Origin of the sequence: Bradyrhizobium nanningense, assembly GCF_004114535.1 — a bacterium.
Classification (GTDB): domain Bacteria; phylum Pseudomonadota; class Alphaproteobacteria; order Rhizobiales; family Xanthobacteraceae; genus Bradyrhizobium; species Bradyrhizobium nanningense.
On sequence record NZ_LBJC01000005.1, the window covers coordinates 304,104 to 323,611 of the forward strand.

The 19,508-nt window shown below is 64.0% G+C and carries 17 protein-coding genes; 9 read left to right on the top strand and 8 right to left on the bottom strand.

The window, feature by feature from the left end:
• Together XH84_RS03165 and XH84_RS03170 are read right to left on the bottom strand one after the other, a co-directional pair.
• The gene (locus XH84_RS03165; protein WP_128917478.1) at positions 1-525 is read right to left on the bottom strand and encodes a (2Fe-2S)-binding protein; all 525 of its coding nucleotides are present in this window, start codon (positions 523-525) and stop codon (positions 1-3) included.
• Positions 522-3,293, bottom strand: a complete 2,772-nt coding sequence (locus XH84_RS03170) for a xanthine dehydrogenase family protein molybdopterin-binding subunit (RefSeq protein WP_128917477.1) — start codon at positions 3,291-3,293, stop codon at positions 522-524. Before XH84_RS03170 ends, XH84_RS03165 begins: the two co-directional genes overlap by 4 nt.
• A gap of 277 nt (positions 3,294-3,570) precedes the next feature.
• Here XH84_RS03170 and XH84_RS03175 point away from each other — a divergent pair, with 277 nt between their 5' ends.
• Positions 3,571-5,130 (top strand): multicopper oxidase family protein, encoded by a 1,560-nt coding sequence (locus XH84_RS03175; RefSeq protein ID WP_206734082.1) that lies wholly within the window; start codon positions 3,571-3,573, stop codon positions 5,128-5,130.
• A 121-nt stretch (positions 5,131-5,251) separates the two neighbouring features.
• Positions 5,252-6,874: an ABC-F family ATP-binding cassette domain-containing protein gene (locus XH84_RS03180; protein ID WP_128917475.1), complete on the top strand. Its 1,623-nt coding sequence runs from the start codon at positions 5,252-5,254 to the stop codon at positions 6,872-6,874.
• Positions 6,875-7,391: 517 nt separating this feature from the next.
• Here the strand turns inward: XH84_RS03180 and XH84_RS03185 are convergent.
• A complete protein-coding gene (locus tag XH84_RS03185) occupies positions 7,392-8,375 on the bottom strand; it encodes a glycerophosphodiester phosphodiesterase family protein (RefSeq protein ID WP_164935984.1) in 984 nt (327 codons plus the stop codon).
• Between the two features lie 147 nt (positions 8,376-8,522).
• Here XH84_RS03185 and XH84_RS03190 point away from each other — a divergent pair, with 147 nt between their 5' ends.
• Positions 8,523-9,398 (top strand): MBL fold metallo-hydrolase, encoded by an 876-nt coding sequence (locus XH84_RS03190; RefSeq protein ID WP_128917473.1) that lies wholly within the window; start codon positions 8,523-8,525, stop codon positions 9,396-9,398.
• A 143-nt stretch (positions 9,399-9,541) separates the two neighbouring features.
• On the opposite strand, the gene XH84_RS03195 is transcribed toward XH84_RS03190, so the two are convergent.
• Entirely contained in the window at positions 9,542-9,790 is a 249-nt protein-coding gene (locus XH84_RS03195) for a hypothetical protein (RefSeq protein WP_128917472.1), read from the bottom strand.
• A gap of 202 nt (positions 9,791-9,992) precedes the next feature.
• Between XH84_RS03195 and XH84_RS03200 the strand changes: the two genes are divergently transcribed.
• Positions 9,993-10,460 (top strand): cupin domain-containing protein, encoded by a 468-nt coding sequence (locus XH84_RS03200; RefSeq protein ID WP_164935983.1) that lies wholly within the window; start codon positions 9,993-9,995, stop codon positions 10,458-10,460.
• Between the two features lie 126 nt (positions 10,461-10,586).
• Here XH84_RS03200 and XH84_RS03205 read toward each other — a convergent pair whose 3' ends face one another.
• Positions 10,587-11,549, bottom strand: coding sequence for an alpha/beta hydrolase (locus XH84_RS03205; protein ID WP_128917471.1), 963 nt, complete (start codon positions 11,547-11,549; stop codon positions 10,587-10,589).
• Positions 11,550-11,668: 119 nt separating this feature from the next.
• On the opposite strand from XH84_RS03205, the gene XH84_RS03210 reads away from it, so the two are divergent.
• From XH84_RS03210 to XH84_RS03220, 3 genes are all read left to right on the top strand, one after another.
• Complete coding sequence (locus XH84_RS03210; protein WP_128917470.1) at positions 11,669-12,346, top strand: nitroreductase; 678 nt, start codon at positions 11,669-11,671, stop codon at positions 12,344-12,346.
• Positions 12,347-12,617: 271 nt separating this feature from the next.
• Positions 12,618-14,633, top strand: coding sequence for an FIST N-terminal domain-containing protein (locus XH84_RS03215; protein WP_128917469.1), 2,016 nt, complete (start codon positions 12,618-12,620; stop codon positions 14,631-14,633).
• 123 nt (positions 14,634-14,756) lie between these two features.
• Positions 14,757-14,960: a hypothetical protein gene (locus XH84_RS03220; protein ID WP_128917468.1), complete on the top strand. Its 204-nt coding sequence runs from the start codon at positions 14,757-14,759 to the stop codon at positions 14,958-14,960.
• 27 nt (positions 14,961-14,987) lie between these two features.
• Here the strand turns inward: XH84_RS03220 and XH84_RS03225 are convergent, their stop codons facing one another.
• The 3 genes from XH84_RS03225 to XH84_RS03235 are packed head-to-tail and all read right to left on the bottom strand — an operon-like array spanning position 14,988 to position 17,598.
• A complete protein-coding gene (locus XH84_RS03225; RefSeq protein WP_128917467.1) occupies positions 14,988-16,109 on the bottom strand; it encodes an HD-GYP domain-containing protein in 1,122 nt (373 codons plus the stop codon).
• 50 nt (positions 16,110-16,159) lie between these two features.
• On the bottom strand, positions 16,160-16,489 hold the full coding sequence (locus tag XH84_RS03230) for a PilZ domain-containing protein (RefSeq protein WP_128917466.1): 330 nt from the start codon (positions 16,487-16,489) through the stop codon (positions 16,160-16,162).
• Positions 16,486-17,598, bottom strand: a complete 1,113-nt coding sequence (locus XH84_RS03235) for a DUF2336 domain-containing protein (RefSeq protein WP_128917465.1) — start codon at positions 17,596-17,598, stop codon at positions 16,486-16,488. Before XH84_RS03235 ends, XH84_RS03230 begins: the two co-directional genes overlap by 4 nt.
• Positions 17,599-17,900: 302 nt before the next feature.
• On the opposite strand from XH84_RS03235, the gene XH84_RS03240 reads away from it, so the two are divergent.
• Positions 17,901-18,848 carry an AraC family transcriptional regulator gene (locus tag XH84_RS03240; RefSeq protein ID WP_128917464.1) on the top strand — a complete coding sequence of 316 codons (948 nt, stop codon included), beginning with the start codon at positions 17,901-17,903 and terminating at the stop codon, positions 18,846-18,848.
• A gap of 50 nt (positions 18,849-18,898) precedes the next feature.
• Positions 18,899-19,489 (top strand): NADPH-dependent FMN reductase, encoded by a 591-nt coding sequence (locus tag XH84_RS03245; protein WP_128917463.1) that lies wholly within the window; start codon positions 18,899-18,901, stop codon positions 19,487-19,489.
• Positions 19,490-19,508 lie beyond the last annotated feature (19 nt).

Genomic DNA, 19,508 nt, shown 5'->3' on the forward strand with positions numbered 1-19,508 from the left:
TCACTTGGTGGCGATGAGGTAGCGGTTTGAATCGGCGAGGATCACGTCGCGCACCGCCTCGTGATATTTGATGTAGCCGGTGCAGCGGCAGAGATGGCCATCAAGGGCGTCCGCGATCGTCTGCTCCAGAGCCTCGCGCGGCACCGGCGCGCGTGCGAGATGTTCGAGCAGGACCTGTCCTTCGTTGAGGAAGCCCGCCGTGCAGTAGCCGCACTGAAACGCGAAATGATCGACGAAGGCCTTTTGCAGCGCCGAGAGCTGGCCGTCCTTGGCGTGACCCTCGACGGTGCGGATCGACTTGCCGTCGAAGTTCACGGCCGGCGCGACGCAGGTCGGGCTGGTGTAGCTGGTGCCATCGGGCGCGTCGACGATGACGGCGCAGCTCAGGCATTGTGCGGCGCCGCAGCCGAACTTGGTCCCGGTCATGCCGAGCATCTCGCGCAGAAAATCGTTCATCGAGAGATCGTCGCGGACGTCCATCGGGCCGTGCTTCTGGCCGTTGATGGTGAGGCTGAGGGTCGTCACGCGAGCACTCCCTTCAAAAGGCTTGAGCTGACCGGCAGCGAACGGAAGCGATGGCCGGTGGCGTCGTGGATGGCGTTGATGAGCGCCGGCACGATCGGGATCATCACGACCTCCGCCATGCCCTTCGGTGCTTCGTCTGGCGTCTGCGGCTTTAGCATCTCGATCTCGAGATCGCGGAGCGGCAGGTCGGAGCCGCGCGCGACCAGATAGCGGCCGAGATTCCAATCGCCGCCGCCCGGTCCGCCCTCGAACGGCGGTAAATGTTCCAGGAGCGCGTAGCCGACGCCCATGGCGAAGCCGCCCTGGGCCTGGCCCATCACCACCTCGGGTACGAGTGCGGTGCCGCATTCGAGCACGCTGTAGGCCTTGGCGATACGCAAGGCGCCCGTCGTGCGCTCGATCTCGACGCGGACGACCGTGCCGCACATCGAGGTGTAGGCGGTGCCGATCCGGTTGTTGTCGGTCGGCGGAAACTTCACGCTGGTGCGGTTGATCCGCTCGAACTTGCCGTTGCCGCGGCGGATCGCAAGCGCGTCGATGTCGGCGCGGTATTGCTCGCCGAACAGCGGAAAGCGTGCCCGCGACCACGCCCAGCGCGAGAAGCTGTGCGCAACCGCACCGGTAACGAAGCCGCGCGCATGAGCTGTTGCGGCCAGTACCGGCAGCGACAGCGGTTCGAGACCGGGCATGGTCAGCTGCCCATTCTGCCAGCTTGCGGCGTCCCGTTGGCGCGCGCGCGGATCAGTCCTTGCGATGCGCCACAGCTCAAGCGCTGCCGGCCACAGGCCGAAGCGGAAAATGACGCGGGCGGCTTCCGCGGAGGAATGCGTGCCGACATGCGCGCCGATCGAGGAGCTCGTCGGCGAACTGATCGCGGGCACCCAGCGCGGATTTTTCTCCGCGGCATCCTGGGTCTTCTGGTCCATGGTGGAGGGATCGCCGGACGTGACCAGCCCGAGTACGTCATAGCTATCGACGCGGGCGACCGAGACCTCGTCGGCGATGACGCCGAGATGGCTTGCGACCCGGTTGGCTAGCGCCGTCCCGATGCCGTTGCCCATCTCGACATGATCGCAATAGATTGCGATTTTGCCGTCGGGGGTAAGCTCCACGCGTCCGAGCGAACCGTCCGCGCCGGAGCCATAGTCTTTCGTCACGCAGGCGACGCCGGTGCCGACCAGCCGACCCGACGACGTCTGCTTGAATTGTGCCCGCTGCTGCCAGATCGGATGCTTCTCGAGCTTGTCGAGGATTTCGGGCGTGCGCACCGAGACGATGTAGGGATTGCCGGTCATGGTCCGACCGTTCTGGGGCAGCGCATTGCGCCGCCGGAATTCGATCGGATCGCGTTTGAGCTCGGACGCCGCCTCGTCGATCAGGACCTCCAGCGCCGTCATGGCTTGCAGGATGCCGTAGCCACGCATCGAGCCCGCGCTCACGCCGCGCGAGTGCACCGCGACGGTCCTGACGTCGACCTTCGGAATGTCGTAGATGCCGATCGCGCCGGTGCCCGCGACGACGGCGACGCTGGCCGAGAAATGGGCGAGCCCGCCGCCGTCGAGCACGTGGTCGGCGGCGAACGCCTTGATCTTGCCGGTCGCGCGATCGATGCCGATGCGCGAGCGCATCTTGATCGAGTGGCGCTTGATGCCGCCCTGAAACTGCTGGTAGCGGTCATGCGCCAGCCGCACGGGCCTACCGGCAAAGCAGACCGCCGCGAGCGCAACATAGAGAATGAAAGGCGTGTGATCGCGGCCACCAAAACCGCCGCCAACATGGGCGAACTGCGCGTTGATGTGCGCCGGCTTGTAGGGCGCGCGGGCCTTGCCAAACAGATGCGCGATCGACTCCGCCGCCTCGTAGGGCGACTGGACGCCAAGCAGCAGTTCGAGATTGCCACCCTTGCCGTCGTACCAGGCGAGCCCGCATTCCGGCTCCAGGAACATCGGGTCGACCGATTGCGTCTCGAACTCGCGGTCGAGCACGAGCAGCGAGGCGTCGTCTGCGGCGAGCTCAGCGCGGATCTGCTCGCCATGTTTCGCCGCCTTGGCGTAATCCGCCGGCATTTCCTTCGCGAGGGGCGACCACACCGGCAGCGCCGCGCTCTGCACCTTCTTGGGCGAGACCCAGCCCGCCTGGAGCGGGGAATAGACATCCGGCTTGTCGGGCGAAGGACCTGCCACGCGGGTGAAGCGGAAGGCCCCATAATCGGGCACGACGACGGGCCCGGTCTCCTCGCCGAATTGGACGAACGTGCCCTCCCGCAGCGCGAGACGCGCCTGGTCGAAGGCGTCGAACTTTTCGAAGATCAAAAGCGCGACCGGCTGGCCGAGATAGAGCGGCGTCTTGCCGACCGGACAAAACAGATCGCCCGCATAGAATTCCGGCACCTGCGTCCCGATCCGGTCGAGATCAGCGGCAGTCACCACCACCGACGGCTTGAGTGCGCCGCCAAGGCGCGCGAGATCCATGCCGGTATAGACGTGCGTGGCGTCGTTGGCGCGGACCAGGATAGCGTGCGAGGTGGCCTGCGGCCAGCCAGCGAGATCGTTGGCCCGGAAGTCGGAGGCGTAAAGCTTTGCGCCGGTGACCTTGGCGACGGCGTCGACACGGCCGGCGCCCTTTGTCGCGGGATTGAACTTGCCGCGTCCGGGCAGCGTCTCGTGGGCCGCGAAGGGAGCTGTCGTCGCCGAAGCAAGATGCGTCAGGCTGACCGAGATGCCTCCCGCCGACAACCACTTCACGAACTCGCGTCGCGAAGGCTCCATGATCAGATCCTTGTACAGAGTTTCGAGGACATCACGATGCCGACGGCATCGATGCCCGGAAAGGTCCGCGCCAATGCTAGCTCGAATCCGTCGTGATTCGTCATGCGACGATAAAGAGGGACATGGCGTTTACAACCGGTGAATGCAACGCGATTCCCGGACGGAATGGTCCTTTCGCGCTTGCTTTAGGATCGAATCAAACTGAAGACGGATCGGTAACGGGAGCGAAACTCAAATGCAGCACGATCCGAACGACGTCTCTCCAGTCAGAGCGGATATGACGAAGCTCTCGCGGCGCCAATTGCTCGATTACGGTCTCAAGGCGGGCGCGATGTCGCTGTTTGCAGGTGCCGCGAATGCCCAGCACGCCGTGCACGACCATGCGGGCACGTCCCACACTGCGGACATGTCGCCGACCATGGGGATGGTCGCTGAAACGCCCGTGCCTGCCATGGACCAGCCGCTGGTCGAGCCCGAGGTGCGGCGGTCCGTCAACGGCCTGCTGAGCACGACCCTGCGTGTTGGCTACGCCTATCGCCAGATCGGCGGCGTCAGGCTCTATGTCAGGTCCTATGAAGGCGGCAGCCCCGGGCCGACCCTGCGCATGAAGCCCGGCGAGACCCTGCGCATCAAGATGATCAACGACCTGCCGCCGAACCGCGATGGAATGCCGGCCGACATTAGCCATCCGCACCAGTTCAACAACACCAATTTCCATTTCCACGGCGCGCATACCAGCCCGAGCGGGATTGCCGACAACGTCATGCGCTCGATGGCACCGGGCCGCAGCTACAACATCGAGATCACCCTGCCGGCCGACCACACTAGGGGCACCTACTGGTATCACCCGCATCACCACGGCAGCGCCGACATCCAGATGTCCTCCGGCATGGTCGGTGCCGTCGTCATCGAGGGCGATTTCGCCGACGTTCCCGAGATCGCGACAGCCCGCGAACGCCTCATGGTGCTCACCCAGGTGGTCTATGACGCCAACGGCATGGTCGAGAATTTCGAAACGCTGTTTCCCGAGACCGCGACGCGCTTTCTCGCTATCAACGGCCAGCGCCGGCCAATGATCGACATGCGACCCGGCGAGGTACAGCGGTGGCGCATCCTCAATGCCGCTTATCAGGACGACATGCTGCTCGACCTGGAAAAGCACGATCTGCATGCGATCGCCTATGACGGCATCCAGCTCGGCGCCATGCAGCCGCTCAAGCAGGTCCTGATCGCGCCCGGCCAGCGCGCGGACATTCTGGTGAAGGCAGGCGGCCCCGGCACCTACGCCTTTAACGCCGCGCCCTACGACCAGGGGCATCCTTCGCCCGTCGGGCCGCTAGCGCGGGTCGTGGTGTCAGGTGCGCCGATCGACATGAAGCTGCCGCGCGCCCTGCCGCCGGCGCCGCTTGCCACCATCAAGGATTCCGAAATCACCAACCGTCGCAAGGTGACTTTGTCGGCAACCGCGCCGGAGGCCGATGCCGCCGGCCATTGGCAGGAGTTCGAGTTCTTCGTCGACGGCAAGAAGTTCGATCCCGGCCGCATCGATCAGCGGGTCAAGTTGGGCGCGGTCGAAGAGTGGACCATCGTCAATACGCATGAGCATGACGACCACGTCTTCCACATCCACACCAATCCATTCCAGGTCGTCTCGATCAACGGCAAGGCGCTGGCCGTGCCGGAATGGCGGGATTCCGTGATCGTGGAGCGCAAGGGCGGCCAGGTCGTGTTCCGCTCGCGCTTCATCGATTTCACCGGTGTCTACATGCTCCACTGCCACATGATGAACCATGAGGAGATGGGCATGATGCAGACGGTGGAGGTCTACAAGCCCTAAGTTGCGGGTCGAATTGCGCGAATTTGGCTGCGGAACAGGGCTGATCCGTGCCCGCCGGACTTCCCCTGGCGGCCCGCATGGCCTATGACGCTGCGACGCAACAATCCCCCCAAAAGACCTCATGATCCGCCTCGACAACGTCAGCAAGCAAGCCGGCCACCAGATCCTGTTCATTGAAGCCTCCGCCGCCCTCAACAAGGGCGAGAAGATCGGGCTCGTCGGCCCCAACGGCGCCGGCAAGAGCACGCTGTTCCGGATGATCGCCGGCCAGGACCTGCCCGACGAGGGCCAGGTCTCGATCGATCGCGGCATCTCCATCGGCTATTTCAACCAGGATGTCGGTGAGATGTCGGGTCGCAGCGCCGTGGCCGAGGTGATGGACGGCGCCGGCCCCGTCAGCGAGGTCGCGGCCGAGCTGCGCGAGCTCGAGGCCGCGATGGCCGATCCTGACAAGGCCGACCAGATGGACGAGATCATCGCCCGCTACGGCGAGGTGCAGCACCGTTTCGAGGAGCTCGACGGCTATGCGCTCGACGGCCGCGCGCGAGAGGCGCTGGCGGGTCTCGGCTTCAGCCAGGAGATGATGGACGGCGACGTCGGAAATCTCTCCGGCGGCTGGAAGATGCGCGTGGCGCTGGCGCGCATCCTCCTGATGCGTCCCGACGTCATGCTGCTCGACGAGCCGAGCAACCATCTCGACCTCGAAAGCCTGATCTGGCTGGAAAAATTCCTGCACGATTACGAAGGCGCGCTGCTGATGACCTCGCACGACCGCGAGTTCATCAACCGCGTGATCTCCAAGGTGATCGAGATCGATTCAGGCTCGCTCACCACCTACACCGGCGACTACGAATTCTACGAGCAGCAGCGCGCGCAGAACGAGAAGCAGCAGCAGGCGCAGTTCGAGCGCCAGCAGGCGATGCTCGCCAAGGAGATCAAGTTCATCGAGCGCTTCAAGGCGCGCGCCTCGCATGCGGCACAGGTGCAGAGCCGGGTGAAGAAGCTCGACAAGATCGAACGGGTCGAGCCGCCGCGGCGCCGCCAGAGCGTGGCGTTCGACTTCCCGCCGGCGCCGCGCTCGGGCGAGGACGTCGTCGCGCTCAAGAGCGTGCACAAGGGATACGGCTCAAAGCGCATCTATGACGGACTGGATTTCATGATCCGCCGCAGGGAGCGCTGGTGCGTGATGGGCGTCAACGGCGCCGGCAAGTCGACGCTGCTCAAGCTGGTCGCGGGCGCGAGCGAGCCGGATCAGGGCACGGTGGCGCTGGGTGGCAGCGTCAAGATGGGCTATTTCGCCCAGCACGCGATGGATCTGCTCGACGGTGAGCAGACGGTGTTTCAGTCGCTCGAATATGCGTTTCCGACTGCAGGGCAGGGTAGCTTGCGCGCGCTCGCCGGCTGCTTCGGCTTCTCCGGCGACGACGTCGAGAAGCGCTGCCGCGTGCTGTCAGGCGGTGAGAAGGCGCGCCTGGTGATGGCCAAGATGCTGTTCGATCCGCCGAACTTCCTGGTGCTGGACGAGCCGACCAACCATCTCGACCTCGCCACCAAGGAGATGCTGATCAACGCGCTGTCCGACTTCGAGGGCACCATGCTGTTCGTCTCGCATGACCGGCATTTTCTCAGCGTCCTCTCCAACCGCGTGCTGGAGCTGACGCCGGAGGGCATCCACCAGTTCGGCGGCGGCTATACGGAATACGTTGCGCGGACCGGGCAGGAGGCGCCGGGGCTGCGGTCGTAGTTGGCTACGTCAGGTTTTGCCGGAACCACTCCAGGCGTTCTTGCTCGTCTTTGGGAGATCGCCTCTGGACGAGCACGAACCCCACAAGTCTATCGGCTTGGTCCGAGCAAAAGCTGCCGAACCATCCGTCCGTGGCGAACACCGTCACCGCAAGAGGATCCGTCGGCTGCAAGTTCTCCAGGACGGATAGCAGAGACGAAAGGCCGTATGTGACCGTGCCGGCCTCTGTCGTGGTTGCCTGCCTTATCCGATAAACTCGCAAAAACTCTCCTGCGGGCGAGAAGATCGACTCTTCTCCTGACGGAACGATTCTGATGAGGTCCGATCGTTTTAGAAGGCGAGTGCCGCTTGGTTGTCTTCGCATGCGGCAACAGAGCGACCATCTGCGCTAGCAATTCGGCTGGGATAGCCACTGCGTCTCTCCGATGGTGCACTGTGCCATGGTAGCTTTCGTGCGGAGCTTGCCAAGAGGCATCATGTCGTCCGGTTCTCACCAGAAAACGCCGGGGCTGCGCAGCTAATCTTTGCTCTTGCCGGCGATCTTGGCGATGGCCTCGATCTCGTTGGTCCAAATGCCGCCGGAATAGCCTTGCGGGAGCCGGGCGAACGCTTCGGGCGTATCGATGCCGCTGGAGAATTTGCCGCCGCTGTAGGGGCCGAGCACGAAGACCGCGCTGTTGACGTTGGCCATCCGGTTGAGGAAGCGGTCCGGCCAGCCCCATAGCCAGGGCGCAACGTTGATCGGCACAAGCAGCATCGCGTTGCGGCAGGCGGTGGGGACCAGACCGGTCCAGCCATAACCCATATAGCGGATCAGGCAGCTTTGGATCGCCGCGCGCGAAATGGTGCGCACACCAAGGGTGAGGCGACGGATCATGTCGATCGGCTCGTCGCCGCCATAGACCATGATCATCCCGCGCCGCGCGGCCGGCAGTGCGTTCAGCACGGCGGCAAGCTTCTCGCCTTCGCCGGGGTCGCGGCTTTTCACGTTGATGAGGAGTTGCTTGTCAGGAAAGGTGGCAAGCACCTCCGACAGCGTCGGCATCATTCCGATCCCCTTGCCGCGAAACGGAAAGGTCTTGCTGCCGTCGGCGGTGTAGCCGTAGCCGATGTCGAGCATTCTCAGCTTCGCCATGCTCTGCTCGCGCGTGACGCCCTGGCCGTCGGTGCGGCAGTCGACCGTCCAGTCGTGGAAGACGGCGAATTCGCCGTCGGTGGTCGGGTGCACGTCGAGCTCGACCACGTCGGCGCCGGCCTCGAAGCTGGCGCGCATCGAGCGCAGGGTGTTCTCCAGATAATCGTGCGTCGGCGGCAGCATCCGCGTGGCGGTGCAGGTGTCGTTCTTCAGGTCGCGCTCGTCAAAGCGTTGCGCCATGCCGCGATGCGCGAGCAGCACCGGCTTGCCTTCCCGATGCGGCGCCAGAAGACTGGTGTTGTTGAGATAGACGCCAGCCGCGACGGCCATCAGCGCCAGCGTAGCGAATCTGAGTTTCCTTCCCACTCGATGCTTCCCATTTCCAAGATCACCGTCGGCGGTGTTTGAGGTTGATTTGCGGCGAACGTCACGCATGGGCGCGGTGCGCGTTGCATGGCTTGAACGCTACCATGCCGGCCGCTAGGCTTCCCGAAAAAGGGGAGCGAAACAGCGATGCGGCAGCTCAGGATCGGGGACATCACCATCGATGCGGTGATCGAGCGGGAGGGGCCGTGGCGGCGGCCTCAGGATTTCTTTCCGGCCTACGACGAGGGCGTTTTCACACGCCATCTGCCGACGATGGAGCCGGAGGTGTTCGACGCCGCGCGCGGCATGATGGTGATCACCTACCAGACCTTCTTGGTGCGCACACAGCGCTACACGATTTTGGTCGACACCTGCACCGGCGAGGACAAGGGCCATCCGCCGCCCTTCGACTTTCCCGGCAAGGAGCGCTGGCGCAACGAATTGTTCGCGCTCGGCATCTCTTTCGAGCAGATCGACTACGTGTTCTGCACGCACCTTCACATCGACCACACCGGCTGGAATACGACCTTGCGCGACGGCCGCTGGGTGCCGACGTTTCCGAACGCGAAATACGTGTTTCATAAGGGCGAGTACGCAGCCTGGGAGGCCGAGCATGCCAAGGGTAGCAATCCGCCAGGCACGGTGTTTCGCGATAATTGCCTGCCGATCGTCGAGGCGGGGCAGGCGCTTTTGGTCGACGACGACTACGCGCTCGACGACACCGTCACGCTGACGCCGACGCCAGGGCATTCGCCCTGCCATTGCTGCGTGAACATTGTCTCGAAGGGCCAGCGCGCGGTGGTCGCGGGCGACCTCATGCATCACCAGATCCAGTGTCGCGAGCCGGACTGGTCGGCGCGGCCGGACTGGGATCCGAGGCAGTCGGCGGTGTCGCGGCGAAAATTCTTTGCGTCGGTTGCGGATACCGACACGCTGATCCTGCCGGTTCATTTTCCGGCGCCGACGGTGGGGTGGATCAGGCCGCGGGAGGGCGCGTTCGATTATCGGTTCAGGCGGGAGTGAGGCTCTCCGTCATGGCCGGGCTTGACCCGGCCATCCACGACTTATTTGCCGCACAAGGAGCGTGGATGCCCGGGACAAGCCCGGGCATGACGAGTTCGTGGAGCGATGGTTCGACAAAGAGGCAGCGAGATCGCGGCAGCGCCTTACGCGCTGACCTCGCACTTCTTCATAAAGCTGTTCTTGGCGGCGCCGGCGAGCGGCTTGCCGTCGGAGCCGACGGCCTTGGGCGCGCAGGCCTCCTGCTTGCACTTCTTCAGGAACGAGCTCTTGGCGGCGCCGGCGAGCGCCTTGCCGTCCTTGCCGACCGCCTTGCTCTCGCATGTTTCTTGCGCGAGGGCCGAGCCCGCTGCAAAGGTGGCAACGATCGCAACCAGGAAAATCCGCTTCATCATGGGTGTCTCCGTCAGCCAGAAATGGCGGAGAGATTGGAGCCGGGAATCGTGGCGCAATCAAGCTTGATGACGGCCTGTCGTCCTGTCTGCTCGACGATTTTGGCGCGCGAGGTCGGGCCAGGCGGCGGCCTGCTGCACTGCTCGCTGACGGCGCTGGGCGATCCTGCTAGGCTTGGTCAGCTGAGCTGGATGGAGCATCGTGATGGACGCAATGATCCCCAAACACCAGGAAGCCGCCGATCAGCATTCCCACCTGGTTCGGCCTCAAGACATGGAATGGCAGAGAACCCGCTTTCCGGGATGCGAGGCCAAGACGCTGCTGTTCGATCGGCGCACGGGCCTGATGACCGCCTTGATGAGGTTTGCGCCGGGATCGGTGCTGCCTGACCACGAGCATGTCGGCATCGAGCAGAGCTGGGTGATCGAGGGCGCGCTCGTCGACAAGGAGGGACCTGCTCAGGGCATCGCCTGCAAGGCCGGTGAGTTCATCTGGCGCGAGGCGGGTAGCCGGCACGCCGCCTGGTGTCCGGACGGGGCCCTGATCCTGGCGATCTTCCAGGTGCCGAACAAGTTCTTCGAAGCCGACGGCCGCGTCGTCGATGCCGCCGGCCAGGATTGGGATGAAACCTGGGGGCACGCCGCCGCGCAGAAGGCGCGGAGAATTGAGTGAGTCCCTGTAGCCCGGATGAAGCACAGCATAATCCCGGGCCCGGCCAACCGCATCGCTCGACCGCTCGCGTAGCGGGAATCCCGGATTGCGCTGCGCTTCCTCCGGGCTACGGACTTCGTGGCAAGCCTATGCGCCGCGCGTGAGCAGGGCCTTGAAGTCGGCCCGCGCGCGTTGCGCCTCGGCGCGCGCGACGTCCGAGGCGTCGCCCATGCCGAAATAGCCATGGATCAGGCCGGGGCCCTCATGGTGCTTGACCCGCACGCCGGCGGCCTCCAACGCGCGCGCATAGGCCGCGCCCTCGTCGCGGAGGGGATCGAACCAGGCGGTGGTCACGATCGCAGGCGCGACGCCGGCAAGGGATGCCGCGCGCAGCGGCGAGACGCGCCAATCGGCGGCGTGGCCGGGCTCGGCGAGATAATGGCCGCAAAACCATTCCATCGTGGCTCGGGTCAGGAAGTAACCCTCGGCATTCTCCGCACGCGAGGGATAGCGCGCGTTCTCGCGCGCATCGGCGTAGCCGCCGAGGACGTCGGTCACGGGATAGACCAGCAATTGCGCGGCGAGCTTGATGCCGGCATCCCGGCAGGCAATCGCGGTGGTCGCCGCGAGATTGCCGCCGGCACTGTCGCCGGCAACGCCGAGGCGTCTGACCTCGCCGCCAAATTCCGCGACGCGGTCAAACACGTCGCTCATTGCGGCGAAGGCATCCTCGAAGGCGCCGGGAAACCGCGTTTCCGGCGGGCGCCGATAGTCGATGGAGACGACGACGGCACCGGTCTCGATCGCAAGGTTGCGCGCCTGCCGGTCGTGGGTTTCGAGGTCGCCCGCAACCCAGCCGCCGCCGTGGAAGAACACCACTGTCGGCGCGGATGTGGTGCCAACCCGGTAGACGCGCGCAGCAAGCGGGCCGGCGCCGCCTTTCACCGTGATATCCCGCACGTGATCGACGGGCGGTGGCGGGATGGCGGCGCGCGAGGCAGCCAGTGCGCGCAAGGAATCGCGGGCGCTCTGTGGCGTCATGACCGTGGGATCGCGCATCGGCATGAGCGGAATGATCTGGGCGATGACGGGGTCGAGCGGCGCGGCCATGGCGAGTCCTCCAGGGTTCTTGGTCTTGCTTGCGGGTTAGCATAGATTTTGCGCGCCGCATCGGCAACCGGCCACGTGTCGTCACGCCGGGGGATGAACGGGTAGGGAGGTTCTCAGAGGTGGAATTCGAAACGCTGGTCCAGTCGCGCCGCAGCGTGCGTGGCTTCAAGACGGAGCCGGTGCCGCGCACTGTGATCGAGGCGATCATCGAGAGCGCCAAGCGCGCGCCGTCGTCGATGAACACTCAGCCGTGGCATGTCCACGTGCTCACAGGCAGCCCGCTCGAAGAGGTGCGCCGCCGCAACATGGAGGAGATGGTCGGCGGCGCCAAGGTCAAGCGCGACATCATCAGTCACGGCGAGTACCAGGGCGTGCACCGCTCGCGGCAGGTCGACATCGCCAAGAAGCTGTTCGGCGCGATGGGGATCGCGCGCGACGACAAGCCGATGCGGCAGGACTGGGTGCTGCGCGGCTTCCGTCAGTTCGACGCGCCGGTGTCGCTGGTCTTGACCTACGACCGCGTGCTCGATCCCGGTGCGGTCTGCCATTTCGATCTCGGCGCGCTCTGCTACGGCATCGTGCTCGCAGCTTGGGACCGCGGCCTCGGCTCCGTCATCAACGGGCAGGGCATCATGCGCTCCGACATCGTGCGCGAGGTGGCGAAGATTCCGGAGGACGAGGTCATCATGACTTGCGTCGCGCTGGGCTATCCGGACGACGGCTTTGCCGCAAACGCGGTGCGCTCGGATCGCGAGGCGAACGACGACTTCGTGCGCTTCATCGGCTTCGCCGATTGATGCACGCAAACATGCGCACATCGATCGAACTTGGCCTTTGAAGCGCGCTTCGGCATCGCCTTGAGTCCTTGCGGTGCACGAATTTGATTCAGATCAAACGTGCCGGCGCGATCGGTATCATGAGCCCGCGTTACCGGTGCGGTGCCGTAGTCCTACGGGGCCGATCCGTTGCGCAAACGCAACCGCGCGGCGCGCTTCATAACCGAATGGCAATTTCGAATCCGTAATTGATTCCTTTGAGACGCTGCTCGCGTCGAACAAGGATATTGCCATGCTCTCGTTCTTTTCCCAGGCAAGTCGTAAGCAAGTCGCGCCGTCGATCGTGCCGGACGCTCCCGATGAAGCGCCGGCCTCCCGTGAGCCTTGCGCAATCCGGGTGCTCGAGTGTGACGACCGGCTGCAGAATATTTCCGAGAGCGACTTCGTTGTCGCGGGCACGCGCGCGCCGCTCGCCCTCGCGTTCATCTCACCGCACTGCGACTTCGCACGCGTGGTGTCGTCGTTGCAGAGGCTGGCGGGCTCGACGCCGGTGATCGCGATGTCGACCGCCGGCGAATTGTGCTCGGCGGGTCAGTCGCTCTACAAGGCGACGGGGGCGAACTGGTCCTCGGTCGTCGTGCAGATCTTCCCCGCTGACCTCTTTCAGTCGGTCAGCATCCACAGCGTTCGCCTCCACAACGAGGACATCCGCCAGGGCGCGCCGTCCAAGGCGCATGACGTGCGGATCGAGGCGATCGCCCGGGAGCTCGGAACGATCCGCATGCCCTTCGTGATCGACGTGCGCGACACCATCGCCTTCGCGCTCGTGGACGGCGTCTCCGCGTCGGAGAACTATTTCATGGAGGCGGTGTACAGGAGCGGCAAGTTTCCGTGCGCTTTCGTCGGAGGCTCCGCCGGCGGCAAGCTCGATTTCAAGAACACCTATCTCTACGACGGCAGGCAGATCCTCGAAAACCATGCCCTCATCGCCTTCATGAAGCTGGCGCCGGGCCGGGCCTACAGCATCTTCAAGACCCAGAACTTCAAGAAAACCGGCAAGTCCTTTGTCGTCATGGGGGCCGATCCGGATCGGCGCACCGCCTCGGGCGTCCTGGAGGGGAGCGAGATCAAGCCGTTCGCGTCTGTCGTGGCGAAGGCACTGAACACGGCGCCGGCGAAGCTGATGTCGATGATGACGAAGCATTCCTTCGGCGTCGAGGTCGGCGGCGACCTGTTCGTGCGCTCGGTCGCCGGCATCGATGCGGAGACCGGAATCATCTCGTTCTTCTGCGACGTCAATTCGGGCGACAGGCTCGAACTCTTGGAAGCGACCGATTTCGTCGACCAGACGCGGCGCGACCTCGCTGCCTTCCTGCGCGACAAGCCACCGGCGATCGGCGCGATCCTGAACGACTGCATCCTGCGCCGCCTCAACAACGAGAGCCAGCTCCGCAACATGAGCGGGATGTGGCCGATGCCGGTTGCGGGATTTTCGACCTTCGGCGAGCTGTTCGGAATCAACATCAACCAGACGCTGACGGCGATCGTGTTCTTCGACGTCACGGAAAAGTCGTTGAGCGATCCGTTCATCGACCTGTTCCCGATCCACTATGCGCATTTCGTCGAGTATTTCACGCGGACCCATCTCAACCGCATGGTCCTCTTGAACCGGATCAAGGACGGCATCGTCCAGCGTCTGATGGAGTATCTGAGCGCCAGTGCCACGCTGAGCGGCAAAGTGGAGGGCGCGCTGCAGCAGACGGCATCGATCAACGCGATCGTGGAGGAGATCCGTTCGGTCATCATGGCGAGCGCGCAATCCGCGGCGAAGGCGACCGACACCACGGCACTGTCGCAGGAGTTCGCCGGCCTCACTCAGGCCATGAACGGGCTGCGCGACATCCTCAAGATCATCGACACGATCGCGGGCCAGACCAACCTGCTCGCGCTCAACGCGACGATCGAGTCGGCCCGCGCCGGCGAGGCGGGGCGGGGCTTTTCGGTGGTTGCGACCGAGGTGAAGAAGCTCGCGCAGGACACCAAGAGCAGCCTCACGCACACCCATGCGTCGATCGGAGGCATGGAAACCTCGCTCGCGTCGCTGGGAGCCAATATCGACAACACCCGGAGTCAGCTGATCCAGACCCAGGAGGGTTACAACAGCATCGTGACCCAGATCGAGGACATGTTCAAGAATCTTCAGATGATCAACACGGTGCTGTCGGATCTCGAAAGCTTCGTGCGCGACCGCAACGGGGCATTGACGAGCGCGATGCACGACATCGAGACGTTGAAACGGATCGGCTAGGACGCAGAGTCCGCCCCGCCGCAGATTTTGGTGACGACCATTCACTTGGCTCTTGCAATCTCGTCGCGCTAGCAGGAACAATACGCCTCGTGAGAGGTTTGTTGCTGGCGCGAGGGAATTGACATGCGGCGGCTGGCTAGCCTGGTTCGGCGGTTCTTCGGCCCGCGAATGCGGCGCCCGATCGATGGGGATCCAAATCTTCCTTTCACACCCGAAGAGTTCGGCCGGCTGATTAGCAGCGGCCGGCGCGAGGACATGAAGCTGCTGGCCGATGGGCTGGCCTGCCGGTCCATCCCGCGCCGCGCCAGCTACCGCGCGACGCATTAGGCCGCGTTCGAGGCTGCTCCCCCGAGCTCACCGCGTGAGCGCGACCTGCTTGAACGAGCGGACCAGCGCCTTCTCGAGCTTGCCTGTCATCCCGCACAGAACGTCGTAGGCCTCCGCGCGAGGCATGGTCGGCTTGTAATGCCGGTGCTCGATCAGCGCTGCGAAGATGTCCGAGATGGTGAGAATCCGCACGATGTCGCCAATGCTCTCGCCGCAGAGCGCATCGGGATAGCCACTCCCGTCGAGGTATTCGTGATGGTGGCGAACGGCATCGAGGATCTCCGGCGAGATCCCGTCATGATCCTTGAGGAACGCGTAGCCGGCGGTGGGATGCGTCTCGATCAGCGCGCGTTCCGCGGCATCGAGGCGGCCCGCCTTGTCGAGGATGGCGAGCGGAATCTGCGCCTTGCCGATGTCGTGGAACATGGCCGCGGTGTAGAGACGTTCCAGGTCGGCCCTGCCGACGCCGAGGCTCAGTCCGAAGTCGATGGTAACGCCGGTGACGAGCAGGCAATGCTGATAGGTTCCTTCGTGATGGCGCCGCACAGTCATGAGCCACTCCGTCAGGCCATGCCGGGTAATGCGATCGGCGATCTGGCGACCGGCCTCCTTGGTGCCGTCGATGTCGAGCGGTTGACCCAAGGTGACAGCCGTGAACATCGATGCGGTCGCGGTCGCCGCGGTCTCGACGGCGTTGTCGGATTGCAGCGTATCGCCTGACGAAGCGGACGGCCCGTCGGCCGGATCGGCCAGTGCCGCCAGCAGCTTGGTCCGGCCGACCGTGCTGGGAAGGACCAGCGTCGCCCCGAGTGCATAGGCCTGCGAAATGCAGACGTGGGAGGTGTGCTCGAGCAGGAAGATGCGCTTCCTGACCTTCGCCAGCTTGCCCGCCCGCCGTTTGATGGCGGCGATATTGTCGACGTCGCGCAGCTCCGCGCGGATGACGATGGCGGCCGGTGTCTGCGACAGCCTGGAATCGGCATCGAGCCGCTCGCCCGCAACGGTGAATCTCTCCTGGAGGATCGAGCAGATGCCTGAGAGCTTGTCGGACGTGTCGGCCAGCACATGCAGGAAGGGGCGGGCCGTTGCTGTCCTTGGGATGCCGACCTCACCATTGACGGAGCCGGATGTGGTTCGCGCGTGTTGCACGGTCTCACCTGGATTGCCACTGTGACGATGTCAGGGGCGGACTGTTGACGCTATTTGGTCTGAGCTGCGTTTTGCGCAGGCGCAGCTGAGCTTGCAGGTTTCTTCCTGCCGTCAGCGGTAATGAAATGGATGCCGGCCGTTGTGCCGTCGATCCAGACCAATTCGCAACGCCGGTAGGCGAGGCCGGTCGACGACAGCAGCATGAAGAACTCCTTGGCCTGGAGCACGTCCAGCGTGCCCTCGACCTCGACCTTCGCGCCCGTCTGCGATACGTCGAGCAGGACGCAGCTGCGCCGCCAGGTGCCGTCCGAACCCATGAGATTGACCGACTGCCTGTGGTCCATTTTCACGCGAACGGCTTTGCGACCGTCGAATCTCATCGGCTAACCCCCATCTTTTTTGCGCCGCGATGTCCCCGACTGCTCTCCTTGGCGTTTGCGGCAATTTCTCCCCAACGCACCGTCCACTGACTGGTCGACAGAAGCAGCGTCTCGAAAATGTGCTGCGCGCGTTCGCGCTCGGCGAACGAAAGCCTTGTGCCGCGGCGGTTGCTCAGGATGGCGAGCGTGGTCTGCCAGTTCAGCCGCGAGGCGCGGCAGGCCATGACGAGACCCTCGCAATCCTCGTCGGTCATGACATGCTCGACGATTTCGATGGGAGCCCCTGACAGCACCGACAGCGCCGTGACGAGGTTGGCGGTCTCGCTGCGAATGGCGAAGCGGTTCACCGTGGAATCGTTGAGCTTGCCGATGCGGTTGAGCGCGACGATCTCCGGCCGCGCGCTTGCGTAGGCGGCGGCGTAAGGCAGCTTGGCGGCGATTGGCGCGGCCGTTGCGGTTTGATGCGAGACGGTGGCCTCCGACCCCGGGCCGGATTTCGGCGCTGGCGAGGCCGACAGCAACTTCCGCATGATCGTATCGGGCGTGTCCGGCCTGAGCGCCAATGCCTTCGTCAGTTCGTCATCCGACAGGCACTTCTCAATCAGCGCAGCGTAAGCGGCATCAGAGAACCTTGCCTCCGTGTTGCCGATCAGCGCAAGACAAACGCTACGAGCGCCACCCTTGATTAGCGTCTCGATCACCAGTGAATCGATCGGCTCGCGGCCTGCGATCGCACATTGCTGCCGTTCGCCGCTCGCGACCGTGATCGATTTGAGATCGGCCGCGGACAGTGACTGCGATCGGAGCAAGACAGGGCAGGCGACTTCCGGATTGTGGTGCGAGGCGAGACGTTGCACAGTCTTCGGCGGAGCCGCTTTGAGCTCTGCGAGCGCCGTGCTGACGTTGACCAGCGTGCTGGCGTCAACCCGCTCGATCAAACGCAGCAGGACGCCGTCGGCCACGCCTGCGAGCAATTCCTGAGATCGGTCGCGGCTGCCGGTGAGCAGTTGCAATATGCCGGAGATGATGCGAGCGCACCGGTCCAGCGGACATGTCGCAACCGCGTTCTCCAACTCGACCAGACTATCAGCAGGCGAATTTGCCATCATGGCAGGAGCCTGAAATTAAATGAAACAAATCCACAATCAAACAGCGATTATTCCGCCGCAGAGACGTTAATTTGATTTTAAATATCGAGGGCGGCAGGTATTGTCGCACCGCGCCGATTGCGGAAAACGCTATCGAAATTCGGCGAGACAGGGTTGTCCCGGATTGTTCTTTCAATCAGACGGTTTCAATTGTCAGAATAAGTTAGGGATTGATTCTTTCGGGTCAACGAAGAAACCGGAGGAGGCGAGTCCGGAACCGCGGCCGGACACACGTGTAACTCGACGCGGCGTTTCCTATTTCCATGAACAGCATTGATGATGTGCCGAGGTCGGCACTCAAGACATTTCGCTTTTCAGACGTCGACGAATTTCGAAATGCTATACGCGGGCTGAATTTCGAATTCACGCCTTTCGTACGGAAGATTTCGGCTGAGCAGACGATCCTGTCGTTGCCCGGTTGCGATGTGAATTTGACGCACGCCTTTCCTCGAGTGGTTGATGCACAACTCGTTGAGAATTGCACTGCGATCGGCTTCACCATGGACGATCTCAACGTGCCAATTCGTTTCAACGGCTCGCAACGTGCGCGACCCGTCGTGGTCATTGGCAACGGCGGCGCGGCCTACACCACCATCGAGGAGGTGCAGCGGCAAATCGCCTCAGTTATTTTCAGGCCGGAGGTGAAGGATCGTGGCTGGCCGCTCACGCTCTCGAGCTTCAAGATCTTTGAGGTTTCCGCGGCCGGCTTGCAGCGGCTGCGCAGCGTGGTTCGCGGGGTGTTGGCCGAGGCGTCCCGGCCGGTCCCGGCACCGGAGCTCTTGTCGAAGGGCGCTGCGATGAAGGAGTCCCTGCTCGGAGCCGTCGACGAGGCCTTTGAATCGATCGTTCCGGCCCGCTGGACCCTGGGCCCCAACGACGCACGGAATTTCAGGATATTCCAGGACATCCGCGCGCTGCTGTCCGACGACCTGTCGCAGCCGATTTATAGCGACGAGATTGCGCGCAAGCTCGGGCTGTCCGTTCGCACCATGCACGACGTCGTCCGCCGCTATCGCGGCATGAGCCTGCACCGCTACTTGCGTCTGCGCCGGCTGTGGCTGGTGCGCCGGCGCCTTCTTGCCGGGGCCGATAGCGTCAAGGCGGTCGCGCTGGCGTATGGCTTCTGGCATCTCAGCGATTTCTCCAGAAGCTACCGCGACCAGTTCGGCGAGACGCCGTCGCAAACGCTGGACCGCGGTCGCGGACGGTAATGCGACAAATCGAGTAGGGTCGCTTGCCGGTTTCGTGTTACCGTCCGACCATGAGCAACCGCATTCTCGTCCTCTACGGTTCCTACCGGTCCGACCGCATGGGCATCCGCCTTGCGAATTTCGTCATCAATCGTCTGCGTAGCCGCGGCGAGGACGTCGAATTCATCGACGCCAAGGCGATCGGCCTGCCGATGCTCGACCGCATGTACAAGGAATATCCGCCAGGCTCGGCGCCCGAGCCGCTGGAAAGGCTGGCCGGGCAGATTCGCGGCGCCGACGGCTTCGTGTTCGTCACCGGCGAATACAATTGGGGCATCCAGCCCGGCCTGAAGAATCTCACCGACCACTTCCTCGAAGAATGGTTCTGGCGCCCGGCCGCGATCGTGAGCTATTCGGCCGGCCGCCTGTCCGGCGCGCGCGCCGCAACCGCCTGGCACGGCACGCTGTCGGAGATGGGCATGGTGGTGGTGTCGAGCACCATCGGCGTCGGCCCGATCGCGCAGACCTTGTCGGCCGAGGGTGAGCCGATCGGCGAGGGCGGCAAGATATTGGAGCGCGCGTTCCCGCGCTTTGCCGACGATCTCGCCTGGTGGATGGAGGCCGCCAAAGCGCAGCGGGCACGCAAGGCGCCGCCTTATTAAGCCTTAAGCCGGGCTACGG